The organism is Bradyrhizobium sp. STM 3561 (assembly GCF_045571455.1).
Taxonomy (GTDB): domain Bacteria; phylum Pseudomonadota; class Alphaproteobacteria; order Rhizobiales; family Xanthobacteraceae; genus Bradyrhizobium; species Bradyrhizobium vignae.
Genome location: NZ_CP120695.1, coordinates 6,112,124 through 6,138,098 on the forward strand (window position 1 = coordinate 6,112,124; position 25,975 = coordinate 6,138,098).

24 protein-coding genes and 3 pseudogenes are annotated in these 25,975 nt (G+C 64.0%); 20 read left to right on the plus strand and 7 right to left on the minus strand.

The features are described from left to right. Window positions 1-9: 9 nt before the first annotated feature. Window positions 10-494: pseudogene (irr, locus tag P6U28_RS29050) on the minus strand (Fur family transcriptional regulator Irr). Between the two features lie 440 nt (window positions 495-934). On the opposite strand from irr, the gene P6U28_RS29055 reads away from it, so the two are divergent. From P6U28_RS29055 to P6U28_RS29075, 5 genes and pseudogenes are all read left to right on the plus strand, one after another. Next, window positions 935-2,485 carry an ABC transporter substrate-binding protein gene (locus tag P6U28_RS29055; RefSeq protein WP_122400729.1) on the plus strand — a complete coding sequence of 517 codons (1,551 nt, stop codon included), beginning with the start codon at window positions 935-937 and terminating at the stop codon, window positions 2,483-2,485. Between the two features lie 362 nt (window positions 2,486-2,847). After that, window positions 2,848-3,039, plus strand: a pseudogene (locus P6U28_RS29060) (ABC transporter permease subunit); the annotation flags it as partial. A 72-nt stretch (window positions 3,040-3,111) separates the two neighbouring features. Next, a pseudogene (locus P6U28_RS29065) lies at window positions 3,112-3,200 on the plus strand (ATP-binding cassette domain-containing protein); the annotation flags it as partial. 443 nt (window positions 3,201-3,643) lie between these two features. Then, a complete protein-coding gene (locus P6U28_RS29070) occupies window positions 3,644-3,820 on the plus strand; it encodes a hypothetical protein (RefSeq protein ID WP_164936878.1) in 177 nt (58 codons plus the stop codon). Next, window positions 3,817-4,026: a hypothetical protein gene (locus P6U28_RS29075; protein WP_027573332.1), complete on the plus strand. Its 210-nt coding sequence runs from the start codon at window positions 3,817-3,819 to the stop codon at window positions 4,024-4,026. Before P6U28_RS29070 ends, P6U28_RS29075 begins: the two co-directional genes overlap by 4 nt. 150 nt (window positions 4,027-4,176) lie before the next feature. Here P6U28_RS29075 and P6U28_RS29080 read toward each other — a convergent pair whose 3' ends face one another. Continuing rightward, on the minus strand, window positions 4,177-4,461 hold the full coding sequence (locus P6U28_RS29080) for a hypothetical protein (RefSeq protein WP_122400728.1): 285 nt from the start codon (window positions 4,459-4,461) through the stop codon (window positions 4,177-4,179). A 190-nt stretch (window positions 4,462-4,651) separates the two neighbouring features. On the opposite strand from P6U28_RS29080, the gene P6U28_RS29085 reads away from it, so the two are divergent. From P6U28_RS29085 to P6U28_RS29100, 4 genes are all read left to right on the plus strand, one after another. Further along, window positions 4,652-4,972: a hypothetical protein gene (locus P6U28_RS29085; protein WP_122400727.1), complete on the plus strand. Its 321-nt coding sequence runs from the start codon at window positions 4,652-4,654 to the stop codon at window positions 4,970-4,972. Window positions 4,973-5,198: 226 nt separating this feature from the next. After that, window positions 5,199-5,924, plus strand: a complete 726-nt coding sequence (locus P6U28_RS29090; RefSeq protein ID WP_122406356.1) for an outer membrane protein — start codon at window positions 5,199-5,201, stop codon at window positions 5,922-5,924. A 160-nt stretch (window positions 5,925-6,084) separates the two neighbouring features. Further along, complete coding sequence (locus tag P6U28_RS29095) at window positions 6,085-8,241, plus strand: methyl-accepting chemotaxis protein (RefSeq protein WP_122400726.1); 2,157 nt, start codon at window positions 6,085-6,087, stop codon at window positions 8,239-8,241. Between the two features lie 137 nt (window positions 8,242-8,378). After that, window positions 8,379-9,440, plus strand: a complete 1,062-nt coding sequence (locus P6U28_RS29100) for an MBL fold metallo-hydrolase (protein WP_122400725.1) — start codon at window positions 8,379-8,381, stop codon at window positions 9,438-9,440. A 145-nt stretch (window positions 9,441-9,585) separates the two neighbouring features. On the opposite strand, the gene aroQ is transcribed toward P6U28_RS29100, so the two are convergent. Then, on the minus strand, window positions 9,586-10,017 hold the full coding sequence (gene aroQ / locus P6U28_RS29105) for a type II 3-dehydroquinate dehydratase (RefSeq protein ID WP_122400724.1): 432 nt from the start codon (window positions 10,015-10,017) through the stop codon (window positions 9,586-9,588). A gap of 294 nt (window positions 10,018-10,311) precedes the next feature. Here aroQ and hemA point away from each other — a divergent pair, with 294 nt between their 5' ends. Both hemA and P6U28_RS29115 read left to right on the plus strand, forming a co-directional pair. Beyond that, complete coding sequence (gene hemA / locus P6U28_RS29110) at window positions 10,312-11,541, plus strand: 5-aminolevulinate synthase (RefSeq protein ID WP_129143457.1); 1,230 nt, start codon at window positions 10,312-10,314, stop codon at window positions 11,539-11,541. A gap of 344 nt (window positions 11,542-11,885) precedes the next feature. Further along, complete coding sequence (locus P6U28_RS29115; protein ID WP_407120308.1) at window positions 11,886-15,395, plus strand: NahK/ErcS family hybrid sensor histidine kinase/response regulator; 3,510 nt, start codon at window positions 11,886-11,888, stop codon at window positions 15,393-15,395. A gap of 39 nt (window positions 15,396-15,434) precedes the next feature. On the opposite strand, the gene P6U28_RS29120 is transcribed toward P6U28_RS29115, so the two are convergent. After that, entirely contained in the window at window positions 15,435-16,466 is a 1,032-nt protein-coding gene (locus P6U28_RS29120) for an alpha/beta fold hydrolase (protein WP_122400722.1), read from the minus strand. A gap of 465 nt (window positions 16,467-16,931) precedes the next feature. On the opposite strand from P6U28_RS29120, the gene P6U28_RS29125 reads away from it, so the two are divergent. Continuing rightward, on the plus strand, window positions 16,932-18,353 hold the full coding sequence (locus P6U28_RS29125) for an IS1182 family transposase (protein ID WP_122400721.1): 1,422 nt from the start codon (window positions 16,932-16,934) through the stop codon (window positions 18,351-18,353). 208 nt (window positions 18,354-18,561) lie between these two features. Next, a complete protein-coding gene (locus P6U28_RS29130) occupies window positions 18,562-18,969 on the plus strand; it encodes a RidA family protein (protein WP_244607854.1) in 408 nt (135 codons plus the stop codon). Between the two features lie 120 nt (window positions 18,970-19,089). On the opposite strand, the gene P6U28_RS29135 is transcribed toward P6U28_RS29130, so the two are convergent. Continuing rightward, window positions 19,090-19,761, minus strand: coding sequence for a response regulator transcription factor (locus tag P6U28_RS29135; protein WP_122400719.1), 672 nt, complete (start codon window positions 19,759-19,761; stop codon window positions 19,090-19,092). A 336-nt stretch (window positions 19,762-20,097) separates the two neighbouring features. Between P6U28_RS29135 and P6U28_RS29140 the strand changes: the two genes are divergently transcribed. Next, window positions 20,098-21,723 carry an MFS transporter gene (locus P6U28_RS29140; RefSeq protein WP_174221545.1) on the plus strand — a complete coding sequence of 542 codons (1,626 nt, stop codon included), beginning with the start codon at window positions 20,098-20,100 and terminating at the stop codon, window positions 21,721-21,723. Between the two features lie 63 nt (window positions 21,724-21,786). Here the strand turns inward: P6U28_RS29140 and P6U28_RS29145 are convergent, their stop codons facing one another. Beyond that, window positions 21,787-22,260: a secondary thiamine-phosphate synthase enzyme YjbQ gene (locus P6U28_RS29145; RefSeq protein ID WP_407120309.1), complete on the minus strand. Its 474-nt coding sequence runs from the start codon at window positions 22,258-22,260 to the stop codon at window positions 21,787-21,789. A gap of 148 nt (window positions 22,261-22,408) precedes the next feature. Continuing rightward, the gene (locus P6U28_RS29150; RefSeq protein WP_122406353.1) at window positions 22,409-22,924 is read right to left on the minus strand and encodes a hypothetical protein; all 516 of its coding nucleotides are present in this window, start codon (window positions 22,922-22,924) and stop codon (window positions 22,409-22,411) included. A gap of 33 nt (window positions 22,925-22,957) precedes the next feature. On the opposite strand from P6U28_RS29150, the gene P6U28_RS29155 reads away from it, so the two are divergent. The 6 genes from P6U28_RS29155 (at window position 22,958) to gspM (ending at window position 25,923) form a co-directional block, all read left to right on the plus strand. Next, the gene (locus P6U28_RS29155) at window positions 22,958-23,233 is read left to right on the plus strand and encodes a hypothetical protein (RefSeq protein WP_162500095.1); all 276 of its coding nucleotides are present in this window, start codon (window positions 22,958-22,960) and stop codon (window positions 23,231-23,233) included. Between the two features lie 51 nt (window positions 23,234-23,284). Next, window positions 23,285-23,659: an AtpZ/AtpI family protein gene (locus tag P6U28_RS29160; RefSeq protein WP_122406352.1), complete on the plus strand. Its 375-nt coding sequence runs from the start codon at window positions 23,285-23,287 to the stop codon at window positions 23,657-23,659. 113 nt (window positions 23,660-23,772) lie between these two features. After that, entirely contained in the window at window positions 23,773-24,522 is a 750-nt protein-coding gene (locus P6U28_RS29165; RefSeq protein WP_122400715.1) for a F0F1 ATP synthase subunit A, read from the plus strand. Between the two features lie 53 nt (window positions 24,523-24,575). Further along, the gene (locus P6U28_RS29170; protein ID WP_018643436.1) at window positions 24,576-24,803 is read left to right on the plus strand and encodes a F0F1 ATP synthase subunit C; all 228 of its coding nucleotides are present in this window, start codon (window positions 24,576-24,578) and stop codon (window positions 24,801-24,803) included. Window positions 24,804-24,864: 61 nt separating this feature from the next. Further along, window positions 24,865-25,431, plus strand: coding sequence for a F0F1 ATP synthase subunit B (locus P6U28_RS29175; protein ID WP_122400714.1), 567 nt, complete (start codon window positions 24,865-24,867; stop codon window positions 25,429-25,431). A gap of 6 nt (window positions 25,432-25,437) precedes the next feature. Further along, complete coding sequence (gspM, locus tag P6U28_RS29180) at window positions 25,438-25,923, plus strand: type II secretion system protein GspM (protein ID WP_122400713.1); 486 nt, start codon at window positions 25,438-25,440, stop codon at window positions 25,921-25,923. The last annotated feature ends 52 nt before the right edge of the window (window positions 25,924-25,975 follow it).

The following is a 25,975-nucleotide window of genomic DNA, read 5'->3' on the forward strand; positions in this document are numbered from 1 at the left end:
GGGTAAGCGCTACGCTCGCTTCCGGCGCAAATGGACGATGACGTCCAGCCGCGCGATCTCGTGGCCGGGAAGCGCCTCGGGCACCTTGGTGAAGGCCAGGCGCTCGGCAACGTCGACCAGCACGTCCTCGCCTTCGAGATAGAAATGCGGATGCACGGATGTGTCGGTGTCGAAGAACGACTTGATGCCGTCGGCGGCGATCCGGCGCAGCAGGCCAGCCTCGGTGAACTGGTTCAGGGTGTTGTAGACCGTCGCAAGCGACAGATGCGCGCTGGCCGCAATTGCCTCGGCATAGAGGCTCTCTACGGTGACGTGGCGATGGCCGCCCTGGAACAGCAATTGGCCGAGCGCCAGGCGCTGGCGGGTCGGGCGCAGGCCGGCATTGCTCAGCATTGCAAGCAGTGCTGCACGCCAGGCTCGGACGCTGGATCGAGGCCGGCGACGTCGGGGCCACGATCGTCACCCGCAGGGATGATCGTGCCCTGGATGTCCATCGATCGTCTCACGGCTCAAGGGAACGGGACGCGCAGTGCCGCGTCCGCAGTAGCCATTCGATCGCAAAAGCAGCGGTTCGACTTTGATGCGGATCAAATTGGGCGGCGCAACCGCTTCTGACTGATCGCCGGCCGGCGCGGCCTATTCCCAGCTGGCACGAGAGCGCTCTCATCGGCGGCCCACCGCGACGCTGTGTCGCGACACCGTCATGTCGGCCAGCGACCGACATGACGGATGCCCCGCGACAAGAGGTCAATCCATCAAAACACGACGCGCTGTACATTTTTTGTGCGAACACTGTCGAGACTTTCATCTTGCCGCGCCGAACGAGGCTGTGTGAGCCTCGATGTCGGATGGGGACTGGGATGGACCGGCCGTCGCTTTGCGCGCGAGGACGTGCGGAGTGTTTACGGCCGGTCTCGCTTGAGAAAGATACGACATGCCAAAACGAGTGTTGCTTGGTCTCCTCCTGGCTTGCGGCCTTGCGGCCTCGGCGCTGGCGCAAGAGCCGAAGACGGGGGGCGTGATCAATGCCGTGATCCAGCCCGAGCCGCCCGGCCTGATGCTGGCGATGGTCCAGAACGGCCCGGTGCAGATGGTGTCAGGCAACATCTTCGAGGGACTGCTGCGCTACAGCCCCAAGCTCGACCCGCAGCCGGAACTTGCCGAGAGCTGGAGCGTCAGCGAGGACGCCAAGACCTATACCTTCAAGCTGAGGAAGGGCGTGACCTGGCATGACGGCAAGCCCTTCACCGCCGCCGACGTGCTGTTCTCGATCGAGATGCTGAAGCAGACCCATGCGCGTGCCCGCACCAACTTGGCCCAGCTCGAGAAGGTCGAGACGCCGGACGATTACACGGTGGTGTTCACGCTGAAGCAGCCGTTCGGCCCGTTCCTCGGCATCTTCGAGGTCGGCTCGATGCCGATGGTGCCGAAGCATCTCTATGAAGGCACCGACTGGAAAACCAATCCCTACAACAACGCGCCGGTCGGCACCGGCCCCTTCATGTTCAAGGAATGGCAGAAGGGCTCGTTCATCCGCCTGGTCAAGAACCCGAACTACTACGAGAAGGGCAAGCCCTATCTCGACGAGATTTACTGGCAGATCATCCCCGACGCCGCCGCGCGCTCGGTGGCGTATGAGACCGGCAAGGTCGACGTGTTGCCGGGCGGCTCGGTCGAGAATTTCGACGTGCCGCGGCTGTCCAAGCTGAAGGATACCTGCGTCACCGGTGCTGGCTGGGAGTTCTTCTCGCCGCTGGCCTGGCTGTGGCTGAACAACCGCCAGGGGCCGCTCGCGGACAAGCGGGTGCGGCAGGCGATCATGTATGCGATCGACCGTGACTTCGCCAAGGACGTGATCTGGAACGGGCTCGGCAAGGTCGCCACCGGCCCGTCGGCCTCGACCATCAAGTACTACACCGACGATGTGAAGAAATATCCCTACGATCCGGCCAAGGCCAAGGCGCTGCTGAAGGAGGCCGGCTACAAGGGCGAGAAGATCCGCCTGCTGCCGCTCGCCTATGGCGAGACCTGGCAGCGTTGGGGTGAAGCGGTGAAGCAGAACCTCCAGGACGTCGGCATGACCATCGAGACGATCGCCACCGACGTTGCCGGCGGCAACCAGAAGATCGGCGATTGGGATTACGACATCGCCTTCACCTATCTCTACCAGTACGGCGATCCCGCGCTCGGGGTTGGCCGCAACTATATCTCCGGCAACATCGCGAAGGGGCAGGTCTTCAACAACGTCGAGGGCTATTCCAACCCGGAGATCGACAAGCTGTTCGCCGAGGGCGCGGTCGCGACGCCCGATTCCAAGCGCAAGGAGATCTACGAGAAGGCGCAGAAGATCCTGGTCGAGGACGTGCCGGTGGCCTGGATGCTCGAGCTGCAATTCCCGACCATCATGCGCTGCAAGGTCAAGAACCTGATCACCACGGGGATCGGGGTCAATGACGGCTTCAAGGACGCATGGCTCGACAAGTGAGGGATTCCATGCGACGCCGCGGCAGATCTCTGCTGCGGTGTCGTTCCAAGATACCGGCTGCTTCACGATGAAACCGTATCGAGACGCTGAGGCATCGGCGGTGCCCACCTCTCCCATAGGGAGAGGTCGGATCGCATCGCCAGATGCGATCCGGGTGAGGGTTACGCTCTCTCGTGGAACCTGATCCCCCTCACCTGCGCCTTCGGCGCGACCTCTCCTCGTTGGGGCCCCCGTTGGGGAGAGGTGTCCTTCGCGGCAAGACCGCCTCAACCAACTAGCGTACGAGTCTAGATGCTCTCCTTCGTCGCTCAGCGTGTGCTGAAGGGCGTGATCGTCCTGTTCGGGATCGTCGTTCTCAACTCCTCACCGGCCTTGCCCACGCGGTCGACGTCGCAAAACACCTGATCATGCCGGCGATGACGCTCCGCCTGTTCTTCATGGCGACCTACACCCGTATGACGCGCGCCTCGATGCTGGAGGTGAAGCGGCTCGACTTCGTCAAGACGGCGCGTGCGAAAGGTCTTTCCGACGCCGTGATCCAGCGCCGCGACGTGTTCGCCGGCATGATTTTTGGCGCGCGCGTGTCGCTACTCGTTGGCCTTGTATCGACCCTGGTCGCGCTGCTTGCCGCGCGCGCGGTCAACTTCAACATCTCAAAGGCGAGACGCTTGGCCTGGTCGGCGAATCCGGCTCCGGCAAATCGTCGGTGGCGCGCCGCCGCGCCCGAGCACGCCTATACGCGCGAGCTGCTCGCGGCAGTGCCGGGACGGAAGGAGCAGGTGGCCTGAGGCGGCTTGTCGTCGTTCATCGATCTTCGTGATGGTTCCAAAACTTGCTCGCTGCGCGCAACGAAACATATTCGATCGAGCAGCATTTGCTTTCGTAAGACTATCCTTGCTGATTTTTGCAAGGGATAAGTTGAGGCCAGCAATCGTTCGATTGCCGCCTGGAGCCGTACAGGGAACGTGACGTGGTGGACAGCCTTGCAACCCAGCGCATGAGCCACACCGGGACATTCGGTTCCGGGAGCTCGGTCACGTGCTTTTTATCCGGTCGTGACCGGCCCCGACGCTTCAAAGCCGAAGGCGACACCATAGATGACGATTGAATGATTGACGTCATCTGATGACGGACCACCCACTGATAGTCGGAGCCAACATGGGCGAAGTTATTCGGTTTGTCTCGAAATCCGAGCGCGAGCGAGCCCGCCTCATCAAGGAGGCACGCGCGATCTACGACAGCATCTTCCCGCCGGCCGATGCGGCCAACGAGGGGCAGGACGAGCCGACGATCGGCCGCGCATTCATCGGCCGCGACGGGGGTAACCTGTCGTGATCAAAATCATCGCCGTGCTCTGCAGCCTCGCCTCTCCCTCCAATTGCCACGAGCAGCTCGTCACCAGCTCGGATTTTGCGCAGGTCTCGGTGCAGTCCTGCTTGATGGGCGCGCCGCAGCTCGCCGAATGGATGAACCAGCACCCGGCCGAGCGCCTGGCGGCATGGCGCTGCGTGATCGGTCAACAGACCGGCCGCGGAATTTAGCAGCGGACGCCCAGTTTCGATGGGATGCTTCGCGCCGATCGCGACGATGCTGTCGGTCACCACATTGCTGATTGCGCTTTATCTGCTCTCCGGATCGGTGAGCGGCACGCGTCGATCCGGAGAGCGGCGTCCACGTCGCCGAAGCGCCCTCTATCTCGTGGTGTTGCTCCAGGTGGGGACCGCGTTAGTCACGCCGACCGAAGGCCAATTGTACGAGCCGATCGACGGCGCGGTAACGGTGCCGACCGTCTGTCCGGATGACCCGTAGGGCCCCGTTGGCTGCGTGGCCGGCACGCCGACACCGCCATAGGTCGGCGCCACCACACCGGTGCTGTAATGCCGGCTCGACCGGACCTTCTTTGCTTCAGCCGCGAAAGGCGTAGCAAGCAGTCCGGTCGTGACGAGCGCGGCGATCGCGAGTCTGATGGTTCTCATGGCTGATCCTTTCGCCCGGTGCGCCCCGTCATGCCAAGTGTTCACTCATAGGGAAATTTCCACAGGTCTCCATTCATAACTCCGTGCGCGGGCGAAGGTGCCGGAGCGCGGGCACGCAACTGCCGCCTTCGGACGGACCCGAATCAGCGCTACTGCGTTGCGTTCCGTGATTTCCCTGGACGCAAACAGCATGACCGGCGCCGAACTGAAGCAGCTTCGCAACGATCTCTCCGATGCCCTCGAGCGCGAGCTCACTGCAGCCGACATGGCCAGGCTGTGCGGATTGCCGGAGAGAGGCGGCGCCGACACCATCCGGCGCTGGGAGGTCAGCGGTCCCTCGCCGGAGGCGACCAAGATACTGCGCGTGCTCGCGATGGCGAGCGAGCGCTATCCGATCCTGGAGAAGTTCGACATCTTCGATCGTCATGACGTCCGCGAGGAAGACCGGCCCGCGAAGCGCGCGGCCTTTCGCGCGCAGATGCGCGATGAGGCGCGGCGGCGTCTCGGTTAACAAGAGGTGCGCACAAGTTACCTGTCACGCGCGAAGTTAAGCCTTCCTTCAGCACTTCTTAAGCCGGCATTAAGCACGAAAATCGTTTGCGCCCCAATAAGTTGGGTTGGCTCTCGCTGCGCCACGGATGTGACAGCATTTTCGTCAAAAGCGAGCTATCTGCAAAACCAACGACGGCGCGAAACAGCGCGCCTGCCGGGGACATAAAGTGTTGGAGTTCAAGACCATGAAGAAGTTTCTGTTTGCGACCGTTGCGCTGCTCGCGCTGGGTGCGGCTGCGCCGGCCGTCGGCGCCGATCTCGGCGCGCGCAATTATTACAAGTCTCCGGCCCCGGCCTATGCGGCACCGATCTACAACTGGACCGGCTTCTATCTCGGCGCCCATGTCGGCGGCGCGTTCTCCAGCGACAACAATTTCAACGGCCTCTCCACCGGCAACAATGGCAACGGCCGCTTCCTCGGTGGCGTGCAGGTCGGTGCTGACTGGCAGCTCAACCCGAACTTCGTGGTCGGCGTCGAAGGCCAGTATTCCTGGCTCTCCGGCAGCGTCGGCGCGGTGTTCCCGGGCGGCGTCGCCTACACCAACGATCAGCGCGGCCTCGGCTCGATCACCGGCCGCGTCGGCTATACCTGGGGTCCCGGCCTGCTCTATGTGAAGGGTGGCTACGCCTATTCGGACAACAACGAGAAGGTGACCGTCGGCGGCGTTCCGACCGGCTTCATCATCGATGGCGATCACCGCAACGGCTACACCCTCGGCGCCGGCCTGGAATACATGTTCGCCCCGAACTGGTCGGCCAAGGCCGAGTACCAGTACTACAATTTCGGCGACGCGCACTTCACCGCGGGCCCGCTGGCCGGCACCGGCAACTTCACCACCGACGACCATACCTTCAAGGCGGGCGTCAACTACCGCTTCAACTGGGCAAGCCCGGCTGTGGCGCGCTACTGATCGGTTATCAAAACCTTATCGCGCTGAAGGGCCGGCCTCGTTGCCGGCCCTTCTTTTTTCGCCCTGCGGAACATGCGCAACCAATTGCGCCAATTGCGATTTTTTAACCGGTGCTGCCGATACTGCCGCCCACAAACAAAAGAACATTGGGGGAATTTCGATGGCGATCCGTCTGGGCCTTGGCGGCTTCCTTGGCCGTTTCCGTCCTCGTTTCAAAATGCCGAAATGGGGCGTGCGCGGCAGCCTGTTCGCGGCCTTCGCGGTGATCGCAGGCATGGGCCTCGTGATCGCGGCCGGCGCTGGCCTCGCGCTGCAGAATCTCGGCGGACGCATGACCGAACTCAGCGGGCGGGACATTCCACGCCTTTCCGCCAGCCTGCAATTGTCGGCACTGAGCGCGAGCCTTGCGGCGCAGGGGCCAGCCCTGCTTGCGGCGCAAAGCGAGGACGCCCTGAATGAACGCACCAAGAAGCTCAGGGAATTGCAGGAGCAGACGCAGCAGAAGCTCAACGAGATCATCGAGCTCGGCGCCGACAAGAGCGTCGTCTCCGGCCTCAGCGACACCATGAAGAGCATCAACGAGGCGGCTCAGAGCCTGGCGAAGGCCGCCCGCGAACGGCTCGATATCGCGGCGCTCCATGATAAGCAATATGACGCGCTTCGCAGTGCGCAGGGCGCGTTCGTCGGCGCCGCGAGTCCGGCGATGCTGGACGCGCAGACCCGCGTCAACGCCATTCTCGGTTCGGCCGACATGTCAGCCGCGGATGCAACCGACGCCGCGCAGACCGTCGGTCAGCTCGGCAACGTCGTCGCCAGCGGCAATCTCGCTGCCGCCGACATGAGCGCGGCGCTGTCGGCCAGCACGAGCGACAAGCTCGACGACATCCAGAAGGAATTCAAGACGGCACAGGGACGCCTGCGCTCGAACCTCGATCTGCTGCCGGACAACCAGGGCAACAAGATGCTGCGCGAGACGGCGGAGAAGCTGCTCGCACTCGGCACCGGCAAGACCGGCGTGTTCAATCTGCGCGAGAAGGAGCTCGACTCCATCGACTACGGTCAGACCATCCTGGACGAGACCCGCAAGCTCAATGTCGGCCTCGGCATCAGCGTGCAGCAGCTCGTCGAAGGCGTGCAGAAGGAGACCAACGCCTCGACCTTCGCGGCGCGGCAGGAGATTTCGCTCGCGACGTCAGTCATGCTGGCGCTGGGCGCGTTGATGCTGGTCGGCTCGGCGCTGTTCGTCTGGCTCTATGTCGGCCGCAACATCCTGCGCCGGATCGGCGCCTTGCATCAATCGATGCAGCTGCTGGCGAACGGCGATCTCGAAACCGAGATCTACCGCTCGAAGAACCACAACGACGAAATCTCGGTGATGGCGAACACGCTGCAAGTGTTCCGGGAAAGCATGATCGAGACCCGCGCACTGACGAACGCGCAGGACAAGGACCGGATCGCCAAGGCCGAGCGTGCCGCGCGCATGGAGGCGAAGATCGCCGAATTCGAAAGCACGGTGCGCTCCGCGCTCGACAATCTGGCGCAATCGGCCAATTCGATGCAATCGACCGCGCAGAGCATGTCGAACACTGCCGACCAGTCCAGCGCGCTGGTGAACGCGGTCGCCTCCGCGGCGGAGGAAACCTCGGTCAACGTGCAGACCGTGTCGGCCGGCACCGAGCAGCTGTCCTCCTCGATCCAGGAGATCAGCCGCCAGGTGGTCACCTCGGCCGAGATCGCCAAGAAAGCCGTCGATGAAGCGGGATCGACAGATGCCACCGTACAGAGCCTTGCCGACAGCGCGAGCCGCATCAGCGTCGTGGTCGACCTGATCCAGACCATTGCCTCGCAGACCAATCTGCTCGCGCTCAACGCCACCATCGAGGCGGCGCGCGCGGGCGAAGCCGGCCGCGGCTTCGCGGTGGTCGCCTCCGAGGTGAAGAGCCTGGCGAGCCAGACCGCCAAGGCGACGGAAGAGATCCGCACCCAGATTTCCAGCATGCAGGAGATCACGAGCTCCGCGGTCGGCGCCATCCAGGGGATCGGCCGGATCATCGGCGAGATCAACGACGTCACCACGACGATCGCCGCCGCAGTCGAGGAGCAGGGCGCCGCCACGCGCGAAATCGCCCGCAACATCCAGCATGCCGCCGGCGGCACCAGCGAAGTCTCCAGCAACATCATCGGCGTCTCCACCGCGTCCGCCGAAGCCGGCGCTGCGGCCAGCGAGGTGCTGAACGCCTCTGACGCGCTCAGGCGCGAGGCCGATATGCTGCGCGGGGAGATCGATGCATTCCTCAACGACATGCGGGCGGCGTAGGGACGCCGGCCCGTAGCCTGGATGAAGCTGCGCGCAATCCGGGCTACGGAAAACGGCCGGTATGCCGGCCATGCGGAGTAGCATGGCCCGTCCTTTTTCGGCTGGCGCCCCGCGCGCGCTGGGTTTAAGCGGGTAGCATGAGCTCAAAAACCGACACCGCACAGTCCTCGGCCGAGGCCCTGCGCTACCCCTGGGAACAGCACCCCGGCCCCGAACAGATCGTCGAGGTCAGGCCCGGCGTGTTATGGGCCCGGTTGAAGCTGCCGTTCCGCCTCAACCACGTGAACATCTACCTGCTCGCCGATGGCGACGGCTACGCGATGATCGATGCCGGATTCGGCAACGAGGAGACGATCGAAGCCTGGACCAAGCTGTTCGATGGACCGCTGAAGGGCGTCAACATCACGCGCCTGATCGTCACTCACTCGCACCCTGATCATGTCGGTCTCGCGGGGTGGATCGTCGAGCGTTTCAATTGCCCGCTGGTGATGTCGCAGGTCGAATATCTGCAATCGGTCTATCACCAGAACCGCGGCACCGAGGAGCGGCGCGAGGCGCAGCGGCTGTTCTTCCGCCGCCACGGCATGGACGAGTCGCTCACCGAAAAGCTGCTCGGCCGCGGCCAGGACTATCTCAAGCGCGTCTCGGTGCTGCCGCCGTCCTACCGCCGCATCTCGCATGGCGACGACGTCGTGATCGGCACGCGCCGCTTCAAGGTGATCACCGGCGGCGGCCACGCACTCGATCAGGTGATGCTGTATTGCGCCGACGACAAGCTGTTCCTCTCCGCCGACCAGGTGCTGAGCAAGATCTCGCCGAATGTCAGCGTCTGGGCGGTCGAGCCCGACCAGAACTCGCTCGGCGAATATCTGGCCTCGCTCGCCAGCCTCACCACGACACTTCCCTATGACGTGCTGGTGCTGCCCGGTCATGGCGTGCCGTTCTACGGGTTGAAGACCCGCATCAAGCAGCTCGCCGACCACCACGAGGAGCGCTGCCGCCTGATCGCGGAAGCCTGCCGCGAGGTGCCGCAAACCTCGCGAGCACTGGTGCCTGTCGTGTTCAACAAGCACGTGCTGGACGAGCACCAGATGGGTTTTGCCGCCGGCGAGCTGGTCGCCCATGTCAACTACATGATCGTCGAGGGCCGGCTGACGGCCGAGATGCAGGACGGCGTGTTGCAGTTTCGGACGACGTGAGTCTTGTCTTCGCCTCGCCTGCGGGAAGAGGCCGACACGCGAAGCGTGGCGGCGCGAGTCCAATTCTCACCGTCTCCGCGGAGAGCCCCTCACCCCAACCTCCCGCAAGCGGGGCGAGGGAGCGCACCGCCGCCGCGGCAGCATCTCACTTCATATTCGCGATCGCGTGCAGTGCCGCGATGTAGCCGAACGGTCCCAGCCCGCAGATCACACCGGTTGCCACGAACGAGATCTTCGAGTGGCGGTGATATTCGTCGCGGGCGTGGATGTTGGAGATGTGAACCTCCAGCACCGGGCCCTCGAATGTCTTGATCGCGTCCATGATCGCGACCGAGGTGAAGGAGAAGCCGGCCGGGTTGATGACGATGGCATCGGCGTCCTGCCGCGCCGACTGGATCAGATCGACGAGCACGCCCTCATGGTTGGACTGGTGGAAGGCAAGCTTGAGGCCGAGCTTGGCGGCGGCCTCCCCGCAGCTCGCGTTGACCTCCGCGAGCGTCGTCGTGCCGTAGATGTGCGGCTCGCGGATGCCGAGCATGTTGAGGTTGGGACCGTTGAGGATCATCACACGTTTCATCGGGGCTTCCTTTCGAATGGGTCCGCGTCGGCGCGACCGGCTCGGCAATCATGGACGGCAGCCGCGCCATGGACAAAATGTCCACGGCAGCCCCTGCCTGGCCCTGGCAACTCCGGTCCGGACGGCAGGCCCGTGTTAGGCGCTTGATCCACATCAACAATCGCCGCCGGACCGGCGTTATCAATTGGCCCGCTCGCCTTGCTTCGAATGTGCGCAGGCGCATGGACATTGGAGCTGGAAAAGCTCTAAAAATGAACGGCCGCCTTGGACCAGGTTCCGCAGCAGGTTTTGCCGATGGATTACAACCAGTTCTTCGATACCGCCCTCGACCGTCTCCACACCGAGCGGCGCTACCGCGTGTTCGCCGACCTCGAACGCACGGCCGGCCGGTTCCCGCACGCGGTCTGGCACTCCCCCAAGGGCAAGCGCGACGTCGTGATCTGGTGCTCCAACGACTATCTCGGCATGGGCCAGCACCCGAAGGTGGTCGGCGCCATGGTCGAGACCGCAACGCGCGTCGGCACCGGCGCCGGCGGTACCCGCAACATCGCCGGCACGCATCATCCGCTGGTCCAGCTCGAAGCCGAGCTCGCCGATCTCCACGGCAAGGAGGCCGCGCTGCTGTTCACCTCGGGCTATGTCTCGAACCAGACCGGCATCCCGACCATCGCAAAGCTCATTCCGAACTGCCTGATTCTGTCGGACGAGCTCAACCACAATTCGATGATCGAGGGCATCCGCCAGTCCGGCTGCGAGCGCGTCGTGTTCCGCCACAACGACGTTGCGCATCTCGAGGAGCTGTTGAAAGCGGCCGGCCCCAATCGGCCGAAGCTGATCGTCTGCGAGAGCCTCTATTCCATGGACGGCGACGTCGCGCCGCTCGCCAAGATCTGCGATCTCGCCGAGACCTATGGGGCGATGACCTATGTCGACGAAGTCCACGCCGTCGGCATGTACGGCCCGCGCGGCGGCGGCATCGCCGAGCGCGACGGTGTGATGCATCGCATCGACATTCTCGAGGGCACGCTCGCCAAGGCGTTCGGCTGTCTCGGCGGCTACATCGCGGCCAACGGCCAGATCATCGACGCCGTGCGCTCCTATGCACCGGGCTTCATCTTCACCACCGCGCTGCCGCCGGCGGTCTGCTCGGCCGCAACCGCCGCGATCAAGCACCTGAAGACGTCGAGCTGGGAACGCGAGCGCCACCAGGACCGCGCCGCCCGTGTCAAGGCGATCCTCAATGCCGCCGGCCTGCCGGTGATGTCGAGCGACACCCACATCGTGCCGCTGTTCGTCGGCGATCCCGAGAAGTGCAAGCAGGCCTCCGACCTCCTGCTCGAAGAGCACGGGATCTACATCCAGCCGATCAATTATCCGACCGTCGCCAAGGGCACCGAGCGCCTGCGCATCACGCCCTCGCCCTATCACGACGACGGCCTGATCGATCAACTCGCCGAAGCTCTCCTGCAGGTGTGGGACCGCCTCGGCCTGCCGCTGCGCGAGAAGTCGCTGGCCGCGGAGTAGGCCCTTTCCACCCTCCCCTGGAGGGTCCGAGACGAGCGTAGCTCGCTCGTGGGTCGGCTCACATTGAGCACAGCGAAATGTGAGACGGGGTGGGGTGACAGTCTCTCCACGTCCAACGGTGCCCGAGTGGAGAGATCACCCCACCCCGCTCGCGCTGCGCGCGATCGACCCTTCCCCTCCAGGGGAGGGTAAGTGCCAGCGCGCGTCCCGCCTTGCCTTAACGACACCCGCAGTTCCCGCTTGCGCCGGGCATTTCGCTGTCGCTTGCGTCGGCTCAACGCGCTAGATTTGCTGGGAAAATGAGCTCGGGCGCCGCCGGCGCCCAGGGAGAGAGCCCCCGACCCATGCTGCACGACTGGGGCGTGATCGCCGCCGCTTTCGGCTATATCGGCTTCCTGTTCCTGGTGGCGAGCCATGGCGACCGCCGCTCGCCGGCGGGGCGCGGCCGCGCCTCCGGGCTGATCTATCCGCTGTCGCTGGCGATCTACTGCACCTCGTGGACCTTCTTCGGCTCGGTCGGTTTCGCCACCCGCGCCTCGACCGACTTCCTGGCGATCTATGTCGGCCCGATCCTGATGATCGGGCTTGGCGCCGGCGTGCTCCGGCGCGTGATCCAGCTTGCCAAAGCCCACAACATCACCTCGATCGCCGACTTCATCGGGGCCCGCTACGGCAAGAGCCAGGCGGTGGCGGCGACGGTCGCGCTGATCGCGATCATCGGCTCGGTGCCCTATATCGCGCTCCAGCTCAAGGCGGTGGCCTCCTCGCTCGGCACGATCCTGAGCGAAGACCAGGCCTTCTCCCACATCCCGATCCTCGGCGACATGGCGCTGATGGTGACGCTGACGATGGCGGCCTTCGCGGTGCTGTTCGGCACGCGGCAGACCGATGCCACCGAGCACCAGCACGGGCTGATGCTGGCGGTCGCGACCGAATCCATCGTCAAGCTCGTTGCCTTCCTCACCGCCGGCATCTTCGTCACCTTCTGGATGTTCTCGCCGCACGAGTTGATCGAGCGCGCGATGAAGACACCGGAAGCGGTGCGCGCCATCGAATACTCGCCGTCGATCGGCAACTTCCTGACCATGACGCTGCTGTCGCTGTGCGCCATCGTGCTGCTGCCGCGCCAATTCCACGTCAGCGTGGTGGAAAATTCGTGCGACGCCGAGGTCAGCCGGGCGCGCTGGCTGTTCCCGCTCTATCTCGTCGCCATCAATGTGTTCGTGATCCCGATTGCGCTCGCCGGGCTCGTGACCTTCCCGTTCGGCGCGGTCGATCCTGATATGTACGTGCTGGCGCTGCCGATGGACGGCGGCGCGGGACTTCTCAGCGTCGCCGTTTTCGTCGGCGGCCTGTCGGCGGCGACTGCGATGGTGATCGTCGAATGCGTCGCGCTCTCCATCATGGTCTCGAACGACCTCGTCGTGCCCCTGGTCCTGCAACGGCGGCCCGAAGGCCGCACCGGGGCCACCGGTTTCGGCGACTTCCTGCTGCGCTCGCGGCGGCTTGCCATCTTCGCCATCATGGTGATGGCCTATTTCTACTATCGCGCGCTCGGCAACGCCCAGCTCGCGGCGATCGGCCTGCTCTCCTTTGCCGCCATCGCACAGCTCGCCCCCAGTTTCTTCGGCGGCCTGTTGTGGCGGCGCGCGACCGCGCGCGGCGCCATCGGCGGCATGCTGGTCGGTTTTGCGGTCTGGCTCTACACGCTCTTCATCCCGAGCTTCATGGATTCGTCGACATCGGGGATCCTGCTGCTCCAGCATGGTCCGTTCGGGATCGAGGCGCTGCGGCCGCAGGCGCTGTTCGGCGCTGACCTGCCGCCGCTGATGCACGGCGTGGTCTGGTCGCTCTCGCTCAACATTCTCACCTATGTGCTGCTGTCGCTGGCGCGACGGCCGTCCTCGATCGAACTGGTGCAGGCCGACCTGTTCGTGCCCAACACGCTGGCGCCGATCACGCCCAGCTTTCGTCGCTGGCGCACCACCGTCACGGTGCAGGACATCCAGACCACCGTGGCGCAATATCTCGGCCCCGATCGCGCGCGGCAATCGTTCGAGGCCTTCTCGGCCCACCGCAATATGCGTCTGGAAGCCGGAGCACCCGCCGATTTCGAGCTGCTCCAGCACGCGGAACACCTGATCGCCTCCTCGATCGGCGCGGCGTCCTCGCGCCTCGTGATGTCGCTGCTCTTGCGCAAGCGGACGGTCTCCGCCAAGGCCGCGCTGAAACTGCTCGACGATTCCCACGCGGCGCTGCATTTCAACCGCGAGATCCTCCAGACTGCGCTCAACCATGTGCGCCAGGGCATCGCGGTATTCGACGCCGACCTGCAACTGATCTGCTCCAACCGGCAATTCGGCGATCTCCTCAACGTGCCCCCGCATTTCATCCAGTTCGGCACCCCGCTGCGCGAGATCCTGGAATTCATGGGCGTGAGCGATCCGGCCGATGAGAGTGGTCGCGAGGCGATGATCGAGCAGCGGCTCGTGGCCTACACCACCGACGGCGAGCCTTATCTCGAACGCCTGCCGGAACGCCACATGGTGATCGAGGTGCTCACCAACCGCATGCCCGGCGGCGGCTTCGTCATCACCTTCACCGACGTCACGCCCACCTTCGAGGCCGCGGAAGCGCTGGAGCGCGCCAATGCGACGCTGGAGAAGCGCGTGCGCGACCGCACCGAGGAGCTGACGCGGCTGAACTCGGAGTTGGCCCTGGCCAAGAGCGCGGCGGAAGACGCCAGCATCTCCAAGACCCGCTTCCTCGCCGCTGCCAGCCACGACATCCTCCAGCCGCTGAATGCGGCGCGGCTCTATGTCACCAGCCTGGTCGAGCGCCAGCACAATGGCGAAGAGACGCGGCTGGTCGAGAACATCGACGAATCCCTGCAGGCCATCGAGGAGATCCTCGGCGCGCTGCTCGACATCTCCAGGCTCGATGCCGGCGCGATGACGACCTCGATCTCGAGCTTCAAGATGGCCGATCTGATGCGCTCGCTGGAGATCGAGTTCGCGCCGATCGCGCGCGCCAAGGGCCTGGAACTCGCCTTCGTGCCCTGCTCGCTCCCGGTCAAGTCGGACCGACTGCTGCTCCGGCGGCTGCTCCAGAACCTGATCTCGAACGCGATCAAATACACCCCGCGCGGGCGCGTGCTGGTCGGCTGCCGCCGCCGCGGCGCCTCGCTCAAGATCTCCGTCTACGACACCGGCGTCGGCATTCCCGCGGTCAAGCGCGGCGAGATCTTCAAGGAATTCCATCGCCTCGAGCAGGGCGCGCGGATCGCTCGCGGGCTGGGACTCGGCCTCTCGATCGTCGAACGGCTGGCGCGCGTGCTCAACCACGGCATCGCCATCGACGCCAATAGAAGCGGCGGCTCGGTGTTCTCCGTGACGGTGCCGACGGCGAAGGCGGTCACCCACACTGCCGCCGTGACCAGTGCGACCCCGCTGGCGCGCACGCCGATCGCGGGCGCGCTGATCGTCTGCATCGAGAACGATGCGGCGATCCTCGACGGCATGCGCACGCTCTTGAAGGCGTGGGACGCCGAGGTGATCGCCGTCGCCGATCCCGAAGGCGCGATCGCCGCAATCGAAGCAGCCGGAAGGCGCGTCACCGGACTCTTGGTCGACTATCACCTCGATCGCGGCAACGGCATCGCCGCCATCCGCGAGATCCGGCGCCGCTTCGGCGACGCAATCCCCGCGATCCTGATCACCGCCGACCGCAGCCCCGCCGTGCAGGTCGCCGCGCGTGACGAGAAGATCGCGGTGCTCAACAAGCCGGTGAAGCCGGCCTCGCTCCGCGCCCTGCTCGGACAATGGCGCACGCAGCAGATGGTGGCGGCGGAGTAATCGGCCCCGGCCGCACCGAACGGAGGTCTTGAAACATCGTCAGGCGCCTTCGCCGATATCGATGACGGCCTTGGCAAAGGCCTGCGGTGCTTCCTGCGGCAGGTTATGACCGATGCCGCCGGTGATCAGGCGAAACTCGTACCGGCCCGAGAACTTCTTGGCATAGGCGCTCGGCTCGGGATGCGGCGCTCCGTTGGCGTCGCCTTCCATCGTGATCGTCGGCACCGCGATCTGCGGAGCTGCGGCCAGCTTCTTTTCGAGCTCCTCATACTTCGCCTCGCCCTGGGCGAGCCCGAGCCGCCAGCGGTAATTGTGGATCGTGATCGCGACGTGATCCCCGTTGTCGAGCGCCGCCGCGCTGCGGTTGAAGGTGGCGTCGTCGAACTTCCACTGCGGCGAGGCGAGCTTCCAGATCAGCTTGGCGAAATCGTGCGTGTACTTCTCGTAACCGGCGCGGCCGCGGTCGGTCGCGAAATAGAACTGGTACCACCATTGCAGTTCGGCCGATGGCGGCAACGGGGCGCCGCCGGCGGCCTGGCTGGAAATCAGATAGCCGCTGACCGACACCAGCGCGCGGCAGCGATCCGGCCACAGCGCGGCAATGATGTCGGCGGTGCGCGCGCCCCAGTCGAAGCCGGCGACGACGGCCTTCTTGATGTCGAGCTTGTCCATCAGCGCGATGATGTCGGCGGCCATCGCCGCAGGCTCTCCGTTGCGCGGCGTTTCGCTGGAGAGAAAACGCGTCGTGCCGTAGCCGCGCAGGTAAGGAATGATCACGCGATAGCCGGCCTTGGCGAGGATCGGCGCGACATCGACGAAGGCGTGAATGTCGTAGGGCCAGCCGTGCAGCAGGATCGCCACCGGACCGTTCGACGGGCCGGCTTCCGCATAGCCGACATTGAGGACACCGGCGTCGATCTGCTTGATCGGGCCGAAGGAGGCATTCGATGGGGACGGCCGCTGTGCCACCGTCTCGGCGCGCGCGAGGTCGATCGCGCCGAGGCCGACGGCGGCGGTTCCGGCTGCGATGCCGAGGAATCGGCGGCGATGCTGGTCGATCATCTGTTTCATGGTCGTGGTCCTTTGATCGTGTCGTTACGCAACTGACTATCAGCGTGTTACGCAGGGCGCCCGTTTGGACTTGTGAGAAGTTGTGAGGCGGGCATGAAGCCGCTTGCCAGCATCTGCAAGCGTGGCCTGCTCAGGGCTATGGGAACGCGGGTCAACGCACGCCCGCGAGGCAATCCAGAATCCCTCCGCGGGAAGATTCTGGATTGCTTCCATGCGTCCATCGCAGCCCCGATCCGCGGCTCGTGACGACGTACGACCGCCCCCTTCGCCGGATCAGGATGGGCGACACATACGATAAATCCGAATTTCGATAAAGCAGAATATTTTGCTGCAGGCTGATTGACCCAACGGCGGCGCAAGAGCGGCCACCGTCGGACTTCCGGGTTGGGCCGATACTGTCGAAAAAGGGCTTGAGGAGCCGAGCGAACAATGATTCCTGCTCAGGAGGCGGCAGGAGAGTCGGCGATGATGGGGCGGCAGGACCGAGATCAGGGGCAACTCTTTTATGAGTTTAGCCTCGACGAGATGATCCCGACTGACCACCTGTTGCGACGGATGAACCTGTTTGCGACGGCGGTTCTGGCCGATTTGCACCACCAGCTAAAGCCCTTTTACAGCGACATCGGCCGGCCCTCGGTTGATCCCGAGCTGATGATCCGGATGCTCCTGGTCGGTTACTGTTATGGCATTCGTCATGAGCGCCGGCTCTGTCAGGAAGTGGCGCTGCACCTTGCGTATCGCTGGTTCTGCAAGCTCGATCTCGACGACAGGGTTCCGCACCATTCGACGTTCTCGGTAAACAGGCTGGGCCGCTTCCGCGAGAGCGAGATCCTGCGCCACATTTTCGAGCGCGTGGTTGTGGCATGCATGGCCGCGGGCCTTGTCAAGGGCGAAGGGTTCGCGGTGGATGCGAGCGTGATGGAGGCCAATGCCAGCCGCTATCACGGCAAAGCGCCGGGCGAGCTGGACTGGACCGATGCGCAACGTCAGAAGCGTGCCGTGGCCGAATATCTTGCCGGACTTGAGGCCGAAGCGCAGGTCCAGGAAGGCGGGGACAGGGGCGCTGGCGGTTCTGATGGGACGCCGACCGCATCGTCCGATCGCAAGCCACCGAAGGTGATCTCGCCTTCTGATCCGTCGTCGGCATGGACGGCGAAAGCCAACAAGCGGGTGCAGTTCGGATACGGGCTCAACTATCTGATCGATGTTGAGCACGCGATCATTGTCGATGTCGAGGCGACGCCGGCACGCACCTATGATGAAGTCGCGTCTACCAGGACGATGATCGATCGCACCGAACAACGGCTTGATCTAAAGCCTGATTGGCTCACGGCTGATACCGCCTACGGCACCGGCAAACTGCTTGCATGGTTACTGGGCAAAAGCATCACGCCGCACATTCCCGTGTGGGAAAGATATCCGTCGTCTGACGGCATGTTCTCCCGTGGCGAATTCACCTACGACGCTGAGCGAGACGTCTATGTCTGTCCGAATGGCAAGCTCTTGCGAACCTCGGGAACGGTCCATGATGGCCGCGCCAGGAACTACCTGTCACAACCTCAAGAGTGCCGTGCTTGCACGCTCAAGCAACGATGCACGCGCGCACCGTTCAAGAAGATCGCTCGCGACATTAATGAGGATGCGCGCAACCATGCCCGGTCACTGAAGGGCACGCCGGAGTTCGAACGATCGAGCAACGCGCGCAAAAAGGTGGAGATGCGTTTTGCACACCTGAAGGTCCAGCATGGCTTTGAGCGTATGCGCCTTCGCGGTCTCACCGGCGCCCGTGACGAGTTTCATCTCGCTGCCATTGTGCAGAACCTCAAGACAATGGCGATGTGTTTGGTCGGCCCGCCAACAAAGGGAGCCTGTGCGGCGATCACCTAAGAGGCTCGCCAGCTGGTCGCGGGGCCTGCCGATCCGGCTCTGACGTCCAGCCAGGAACACGCCGAAAACGCCCCCGAGAGCAAAACCAACTATGCCACGGCGTTTTTCGACAGCATCGGCCATAAACGGAAGTGCTCCAAGCGTTGGTTAGAATTGTCGGCTACAACGCCGTGATCTGACCAACCAGGGAGCAGCAATGACCCGGTCCATGAAAATTCCAACCGAGCTTTTTGACAGTCGGAAATTCGGTTTTGCTCAGGTGGCCGTCACTTCCTCGCCCTTCGGGCAGATGATACACATTTCCGGTCAAGTCGCGTGGGATTCGAATGGAAACATCGTCGGTACTGGCGACATTGGACGCCAATTAGAAAAGAGTTTGGAAAACCTCAGCGTGGCCCTAGCTTCCGTTGGTGCCAGACTTGATGATGTGGGATCGTTACGAATTTATATTAGGCAAACCCACCTGCACCAAGGTGACGCCATATCTCGCGCGCTCAAGGCTGCATTTGGTGATAATCCACCGTGCACAACTTGGATCGGAGTGACGAGCCTCGCCAGGGACGAGTTCCTTATCGAGATCGAGCCGTCGATTGTATTCCTGCCCCGAACAGTGTGACTACAGACACAATCGGCCCACCTGGCGTCTCTTTTGGATCGAAACTCGGCGAAGATGAGCGCGCCGAATGATTTCGCGTCGCCTCAAGACCGGACATCCGCGATTTAGCGAGCAAACGCCTCACCCCGTCGGCGTGCCCTGCTTCCACTGACCGCCGGCGATCTTGGCGGCGGCGATCACGGCTTGCGTCCGGCTCTCGACGCCGAGCTTCTGCAGGATGGCCGAGACATGGGCCTTGATGGTGGCCTCGGAGACGCCGAGCTCGTAGGCGATCTGCTTGTTGAGGAGGCCCTCGGACAGCATCATCAGGACCCGAACCTGCTGCGGCGTCAGCGTCACCAGGCGGTCGCGCAGGCGCGTCATGTCGGGGTCGGCCGCAGCCGACAGATCGGTGTCGGCGGGAACCCAGACGTCGCCTTCCATCACCTTGAGAATGGCGTCGCGCAGCGTCTCGACGCCGAACCGCTTGGGGATGAAGCCGGAGGCGCCGAAATCGAGCGAGCGGCGGATCGTGGCGCTGTCGTCGGAAGCCGAGACGATCACCACCGGGACCGCCGGATATTGCGCGCGCAGATAGATCAGGCCGGAGAAGCCGGAAATCCCGGGCATCGAGAGGTCGAGCAGGATCAGGTCGACCTCGGAGGTCTGTTCCAGGAGCTTGGTCAGGTCCTCGAATGATCCGGCCTCGTCGATCCTGGCCGAGGGGAGAACGCCCGCCACCGCCTGTCGCAGCGCATCGCGGAACAAGGGATGGTCATCGGCAATGACGAGATGGGTCGAGGGAGCGTTCATCGTTCTCTTGCTGTCGTTCGCGCCGGGCCGGCGAACAATACGTCAATTCTTCCCCGAGCGGCTGTGGCATGCAAGTGCACATTATCCCTTTGCAGCAAAGGGGTTAATCCGGAAAGCTCTGGAGCAGCGCGGCGGCCCCCGATACCACACGGTCAGCCGCGCGTCAGTTGCGCAAGGCCGAAAGTCGTATTGGGGAGGGTTTCACGGCGATGTTACCTTGTGATCAAGACCTGGGTTGGATCCGGCACGTCCGGACCTCTAGGGCGCGAGGAAACGCATTTCGGGGAGCGACTCAACATGTCGACAATGGCTGTGTCTCAAGCCGGCGCGGGAGGGATGACGAAGGACGAACGGTTCGTCATTCTCGCCTCCTCGCTCGGTACCGTCTTCGAATGGTACGACTTCTACCTCTACGGTTCGCTCGCCTCGATCATCGGCGTGCAGTTCTTCTCGGATTATCCGCCGGCCACACGCGACATCTTCGCGCTGCTGGCCTTCGCGGCGGGCTTCCTGGTCCGCCCATTCGGCGCCATCGTATTCGGCCGCATCGGCGACATCGTCGGCCGCAAATACACCTTCCTCGTCACCATCCTGATCATGGGTCTTTCGACCTTCATCGTCGGCCTGCTGCCCAGCGCGGCGACGATCGGCATCGCAGCCCCGATCATCCTGATCGCGTTGCGCCTCGCCCAGGGCCTTGCGCTCGGCGGCGAGTATGGCGGTGCGGCGACCTATGTCGCGGAGCACGCGCCGCACGGCAAGCGCGGCTACTACACCTCTTTCATCCAGACCACGGCGACGCTCGGCCTGTTCCTGTCGCTGCTGGTGATCCTGTTCACCCGCACCGCGACCGGCGAAGCCGATTTCGCGAAGTGGGGCTGGCGCATCCCGTTCCTGGTTTCGGTGCTGCTGCTCGGCATCTCGGTCTGGATCCGGCTTCGCCTCAATGAATCGCCGATCTTCCAGAAGATGAAAGATGAGGGAAAGGGCTCGAAGGCGCCGCTGACGGAGGCCTTCGGCAACTGGCAGAACGGCAAGCTCGTGCTGCTCGCCCTGCTCGGCGGCGTGATGGGCCAGGGCGTGGTCTGGTACACTGGCCAGTTCTACGCGCTGTTCTTCCTGCAATCGATCCTGAAGGTCGATGGCTACACCGCCAACCTGCTGATCGCCTGGTCGCTGCTGCTGGGCACCGGCTTCTTCGTCGTGTTCGGCATGCTCTCGGACAGAATCGGCCGCAAGCCGATCATCCTCGGCGGCTGCCTGATCGCGGCGCTGACCTTCTTCCCGATCTTCAAGATGATCACCACCAACGCCAACCCGGCGCTGGAAAAGGCCATCGAGCAGGTCAAGGTCGAGGTGGTGGCCGATCCGGCCGGTTGCGGCGACCTGTTCAACCCGGTCGGTACCCGCGTCTTCAGCGCGCCTTGCGACACCGCGCGCGCCTACCTGTCGCAGTCCTCGGTCAGGTACTCGACCACGCCGGGCCCGGCCGGCTCGGGCGTGAAGGTCGTGGTCAACGGCAAGGACGTGCCCTACACGAACGCAAAGGACAGCAATCCGGCGGTTCTCGCTGCGGTGCAGGCGGCCGGCTACCCGAAGGCGGGCGACGCCGCCATCGTGAAGATGTCGCATCCGTTCGACATCTTCCGCCCGCAGGTGGCGGCGATCATCGGCCTGCTCTTCGTCCTCGTGGTCTACGTCACCATGGTGTACGGCCCGATCGCGGCGATGCTGGTCGAACTGTTCCCGACCCGCATCCGCTACACCTCGATGTCGCTGCCCTATCACATCGGCAATGGCTGGTTCGGCGGCCTCCTGCCCGCCACCGCCTTCGCCATCGTGGCCTCGACCGGCGACATCTATGCCGGCCTGTGGTACCCGATCACCTTCGCGGCGATCACCGTCGTGATCGGGTTCCTGTTCCTGCCGGAGACCAAGGACGTCGACATCAAGGCGACCTGATCGAAAGCAGCAATCGACGACACGAACCGGCCGCGGTCTCCGCGGCCGGTTTGCTTTGAGCGCTTACTGATTGCTGCCGACGAATTGCAGCACGACCTCGCGGCGGTGCGGCCGGCTGCGATGCTCGATGAGATAGATCGCCTGCCAGGTGCCGAGCGCAAGCTTGCCGTTCAGGACCGGGACCTGAAGCGAGGCCCCCGTCAGCATCGTTTTGACATGCGCGGGCATATCGTCCGGCCCTTCGGTGTCGTGCGTCCATCCGGCATTCTCTGGCGCAAGCCGGGACAGCGCGGTGCCGAGATCGACGAGCACGGACGGATCGGCGTTCTCCTGAATCGTCAGCGAGGCCGAGGTGTGGCGGATGAACAGCGTCAGCGCGCCGTCGCGCGCGTTTGCCTCAGCGATGAACTTCGCGGCTTCGCTGGTGAGATCGGTGAAGCCGCGGCCCGATGTCTGCACGGTCAGCAGCGACGACGCGATGGTGGTGGCTTGCACCGTCGATGGCGCCGAGCGGGTTACGGATTTGGCTGATGTCATCAAACTCTCTCAACTCCGAAAGCCGCCGTAAGGCGGGCAAAGCGAAGCGTGCCCACCAATCCCCGCGACGATATCGAGGTGGTGGGCACGGCGCTTCGCGCCTTTGCCACCCCTACGGCACCTCAACGCATGGATAGCGAAGGCGCCCTCAAATCTTCCCCGACACGTCCTTCTGCACGCGGTTGGCCATGTCGATCAGCCGCCGCCAGGCCTTCTCCAGGAACGACATCACGCGATCGATGTCCTGGTCGCTCGGCAGCGGGATCTCGATCTTGCGCTCGCCCTCGGCGACCTTGGGCTCGGCTTTCTTCAGCGAGTCGGACTTCGGCAGCGCCTCGTCGATCTTGCCCGACACCGTCGGCCCCGCTGCGAGCTGTCCCTTCAGCCTCTCGACCTCCGCCTGGAGCCTGCCGATCTCGGTATCGAGTGCGGTCCGCTCGTCAGGCACCGCGTAGCAGGCCCAGCCGGCGCCGTTCTTGGTGCAGGTCGATACCGTGCCGGTGCGCGTGTCGAGCCGCAGCACGCCCTCTGGGATGGGCGTCATGCTGTACCGGCCATTTTCGCCGTCGGGCACCGATTGCGCAGCGACGAAGCCGCCGCCGACGACCATCACCGCGGCAGCCGCCACTAGCCATGATGTTGTGGATGACATCGCTGGTCTCATCACTGCCTCCGCCACGGCACTGCTGCGGCTTCTGTGCAATTCTACACCCCCATCGGGCAGTCCGCCGCCAAAAACGCGTCCCCTGAAATCAACGAACGCGATGGCTTCTTTGATCCCGGTCATGCGGCGAAAGGACAGCGGCATCCGCCGATCGCGAGCAGACCTGCTGCGGTGCGGCGTCACGCTGTGTGCAGCGCTGCCGCGCGCGCCAATATCACAAGACAAATCAAATACATAACTGAAAGCGACGCAATCGTGACTTGGCTTGACTTGATTATGGCCCATCAGTATGGTCCGCGCGGCTTTTGAGGGTGGCGGGCGTAATTTCCATTCAGCCGCGGCGTTTCGGGTCTTCGTTGCATGACACAGGGCACGGAGCACGGCGGGAATGGAGATCGCGATAGATCGCCCGAGGAAGCTGCGCTTTCCGAACGGCTCGGAAGTCTTGATCAGCGGTTGTCCGAAATTCGCGACCGCCGGACCAGGACCGAGCAACCCGCAGGTGACGAGGGAGACAGAGCGGCCAGAGCCTCGGCGATGGCGCTTGGTTTCCGGTTATCCTCCGAGTTGATCGCCGGCGTCATTGTCGGAGCGGGGATTGGCTGGGGGTTCGACCGCTTGCTGTCGACGTCGCCTTTCGGGTTCATCGTGTTCACGCTGCTGGGCTTCGTCGCCGGCGTGGTGAATGTGGTGAGGTCGGCGGGTGCGGGTCAAAACAGGCGCGGTGGTTCTTAAAGCTGGTCCCACCAGGAGAGGAATGATCGTGCCGGCCTCGCCGGTACGGGCCGGCCCGGCCGGCAGACCGAGACCCGCCGGCATAGCCCGGCAGACCAAGAGATGCCGCGCTGATGAAAATCGACCCGATCCACCAGTTCAACATCGAGCCTCTCTTCACCCTGGGCCATATCGGCAATCACACGATCGCCTTCACCAATTCGTCGCTCTACATGCTGGTGGCGGTGGCGATCATCTCGATCCTGATGCTCGCCAGCGGCACGCAGCTGGTTCCCGGGCGCCTGCAGTCCGTCGCCGAGATCTCCTACGAGTTCGTCGCCTCGACCATCCGTTCGACGGCCGGCGCGGAGGGCATGAAGTTCTTCCCGCTGATCTTCTCGCTGTTCATGTTCATCTGCGTCTCGAACCTGGTCGGCATCATCCCCTACACTTTCACGGTCTCCAGCCACCTGATCGTCACCGCCGGGCTGGCGCTCTTGGTCTTCTTCACCGTGCTGATCTACGGCATCGCCAAGAACGGCCTGAAATTCTTCAAGATCTTCGTTCCTCACGGCGTCCCCGGCTACGTCCTGCCGCTGGTCATGTTCATCGAGGTGCTGTCGTTCTTCCTGCGGCCGGTCTCGCACAGCATTCGTCTGTTCGCCAACATGCTGGCCGGCCACATCGCGTTGAAGGTGTTCGCGGGCTTCGTCGCCATGCTGGGCTTCTCGCTCGGCGCCATCGGCTGGGTCGGCGGCGTGCTGCCGCTGGCGCTCACGATCGCGCTGTACGCGCTCGAGATCCTGGTCGCGTTCCTGCAGGCTTACGTGTTCGCGATCCTGACCTGCATCTACCTCAACGACGCCATTCATCCGGGACACTGAGCGGTCCGGGGAATTTCCACCCACAACGCAATCTTTCTTCCAAGGAGTCTAAAATGGATCCGGCAGCAGCAAAACTTATCGGCGCGGGCATCGCGTGCATCGGCATGGGCGGTGCGGGCGTCGGCGTGGGCGTGATCTTCGGCAACTACCTCGCCGCAGCCGTTCGCAACCCGTCGGCCGCTCAGGGCCAGTTCGGCAACCTGATCTTCGGCTTCGCCGTGACCGAAGCGCTCGGCATCTTCTCGCTGCTGATCGCGCTGCTTCTGCTGTTCGTTTTCTAAAGAACGACTTCTTTCGCGCCGCTTCATCCGAAGCGGCGCGTGACAGCAACGGGAGTACTCCATGGCTGAGAGTCATGGCGGGGCAAAAGGACCGGCGGCGGGTGCCCACACCGAAGCCGATGGCGGTCATCACAGCGGCGGCTTTCCGCCGTTCGAGAGCAGCACCTATGCTTCGCAGCTGGTGTCGCTCGCGATCTTCTTCGTCCTGCTTTACGTGATCGTGTCCAAGCTCGCTCTGCCGAAGGTCGGCGGTGCGATCGAAGCACGCCAGAACAAGATCGAGGGCGACCTCACTGAAGCGCAGAGGCTGAAGGACCAGTCCGAGGCTGCGCTGAAGGCCTATGAAAGCGAGCTCGCTTCGGCGCGTTCGCGGGCGCAGGCGATCGGCAACGAATCCCGCGACAAGGCGAATGCGCAGGCGGACGCCGAACGCAAGGCGCTGGAAGAGCAGCTGGCGGCCAAGCTCGCCGAGGCGGAGAAGACCATCGCCTCGACCCGCACCACCGCCATGAGCAACGTCCGCGGCATCGCGGCGGATGCGGCAGGTCAGATCGTGCAGCAGCTCACCGGAATCATTCCGGATGCCACCTCGGTCAATGCCGCTGTCGATGCGTCCTTGAAGGGTTAGCCACAGATGTTCTTCGATCCTGAAACCTGGGTCGCCGTCGCCTTCGTGATCCTGATGATCGTGTTCGGCTATCTCGGCGTCTTCAAGTCGGCGATGACTGCGCTCGATCATCGCGCCGCCCGCATCAAGGCCGAGCTCGACGACGCCGCGCGCCTCAAGCAGGAGGCGGCCAAGGTGCTCGCCGACTACAAGGCGCGCAGTGCCACGGCCGAGCGCGAGGCTGCCGACATCATCGCCAACGCCAAGGCCGAAGCCGAGCGCATCGCTGCCGACGCCAAGGCGAAGATGGAAGACTTCGTCGCCCGCCGCACCAAGACCGCGGAGAGCAAGATCGCGCTGGCCGAGGCCCAGGCGCTGGCCGACGTCCGCGCCGCGGCCGCAGAAGCCGCCGTCCAGGCCGCCTCGACCATCCTGTCGCAGTCGGTCAGGGGCCAGGTCGCCGACGACCTGCTCGCCAAGGGCATCAACGAGGTTCGGCAAAAGCTGAACTGAGGGCGAACACCTCACCAATCAAAAAAAGCCGGCGCGATGAGCGCCGGCTTTT

Bases quoted from the DNA above. Each gene is read 5' to 3' on its own strand.
- P6U28_RS29055 (WP_122400729.1), top strand. From the start codon at position 935: ATGCCAAAACGAGTGTTGCTTGGTCTCCTCCTGGCTTGCGGCCTTGCG.
- P6U28_RS29070 (WP_164936878.1), top strand. From the start codon at position 3,644: ATGGGCGAAGTTATTCGGTTTGTCTCGAAATCCGAGCGCGAGCGAGCC.
- P6U28_RS29080 (WP_122400728.1), bottom strand. From the start codon at position 4,461: ATGAGAACCATCAGACTCGCGATCGCCGCGCTCGTCACGACCGGACTG.
- P6U28_RS29085 (WP_122400727.1), top strand. From the start codon at position 4,652: ATGACCGGCGCCGAACTGAAGCAGCTTCGCAACGATCTCTCCGATGCC.
- P6U28_RS29090 (WP_122406356.1), top strand. From the start codon at position 5,199: ATGAAGAAGTTTCTGTTTGCGACCGTTGCGCTGCTCGCGCTGGGTGCG.
- P6U28_RS29095 (WP_122400726.1), top strand. From the start codon at position 6,085: ATGGCGATCCGTCTGGGCCTTGGCGGCTTCCTTGGCCGTTTCCGTCCT.
- P6U28_RS29100 (WP_122400725.1), top strand. From the start codon at position 8,379: ATGAGCTCAAAAACCGACACCGCACAGTCCTCGGCCGAGGCCCTGCGC.
- aroQ (WP_122400724.1), bottom strand. From the start codon at position 10,017: ATGAAACGTGTGATGATCCTCAACGGTCCCAACCTCAACATGCTCGGC.
- hemA (WP_129143457.1), top strand. From the start codon at position 10,312: ATGGATTACAACCAGTTCTTCGATACCGCCCTCGACCGTCTCCACACC.
- P6U28_RS29115 (WP_407120308.1), top strand. From the start codon at position 11,886: ATGCTGCACGACTGGGGCGTGATCGCCGCCGCTTTCGGCTATATCGGC.
- P6U28_RS29120 (WP_122400722.1), bottom strand. From the start codon at position 16,466: ATGAAACAGATGATCGACCAGCATCGCCGCCGATTCCTCGGCATCGCA.
- P6U28_RS29125 (WP_122400721.1), top strand. From the start codon at position 16,932: ATGATGGGGCGGCAGGACCGAGATCAGGGGCAACTCTTTTATGAGTTT.
- P6U28_RS29130 (WP_244607854.1), top strand. From the start codon at position 18,562: ATGAAAATTCCAACCGAGCTTTTTGACAGTCGGAAATTCGGTTTTGCT.
- P6U28_RS29135 (WP_122400719.1), bottom strand. From the start codon at position 19,761: ATGAACGCTCCCTCGACCCATCTCGTCATTGCCGATGACCATCCCTTG.
- P6U28_RS29140 (WP_174221545.1), top strand. From the start codon at position 20,098: ATGACGAAGGACGAACGGTTCGTCATTCTCGCCTCCTCGCTCGGTACC.
- P6U28_RS29145 (WP_407120309.1), bottom strand. From the start codon at position 22,260: ATGACATCAGCCAAATCCGTAACCCGCTCGGCGCCATCGACGGTGCAA.
- P6U28_RS29150 (WP_122406353.1), bottom strand. From the start codon at position 22,924: ATGAGACCAGCGATGTCATCCACAACATCATGGCTAGTGGCGGCTGCC.
- P6U28_RS29160 (WP_122406352.1), top strand. From the start codon at position 23,285: ATGACACAGGGCACGGAGCACGGCGGGAATGGAGATCGCGATAGATCG.
- P6U28_RS29165 (WP_122400715.1), top strand. From the start codon at position 23,773: ATGAAAATCGACCCGATCCACCAGTTCAACATCGAGCCTCTCTTCACC.
- P6U28_RS29170 (WP_018643436.1), top strand. From the start codon at position 24,576: ATGGATCCGGCAGCAGCAAAACTTATCGGCGCGGGCATCGCGTGCATC.
- P6U28_RS29175 (WP_122400714.1), top strand. From the start codon at position 24,865: ATGGCTGAGAGTCATGGCGGGGCAAAAGGACCGGCGGCGGGTGCCCAC.
- gspM (WP_122400713.1), top strand. From the start codon at position 25,438: ATGTTCTTCGATCCTGAAACCTGGGTCGCCGTCGCCTTCGTGATCCTG.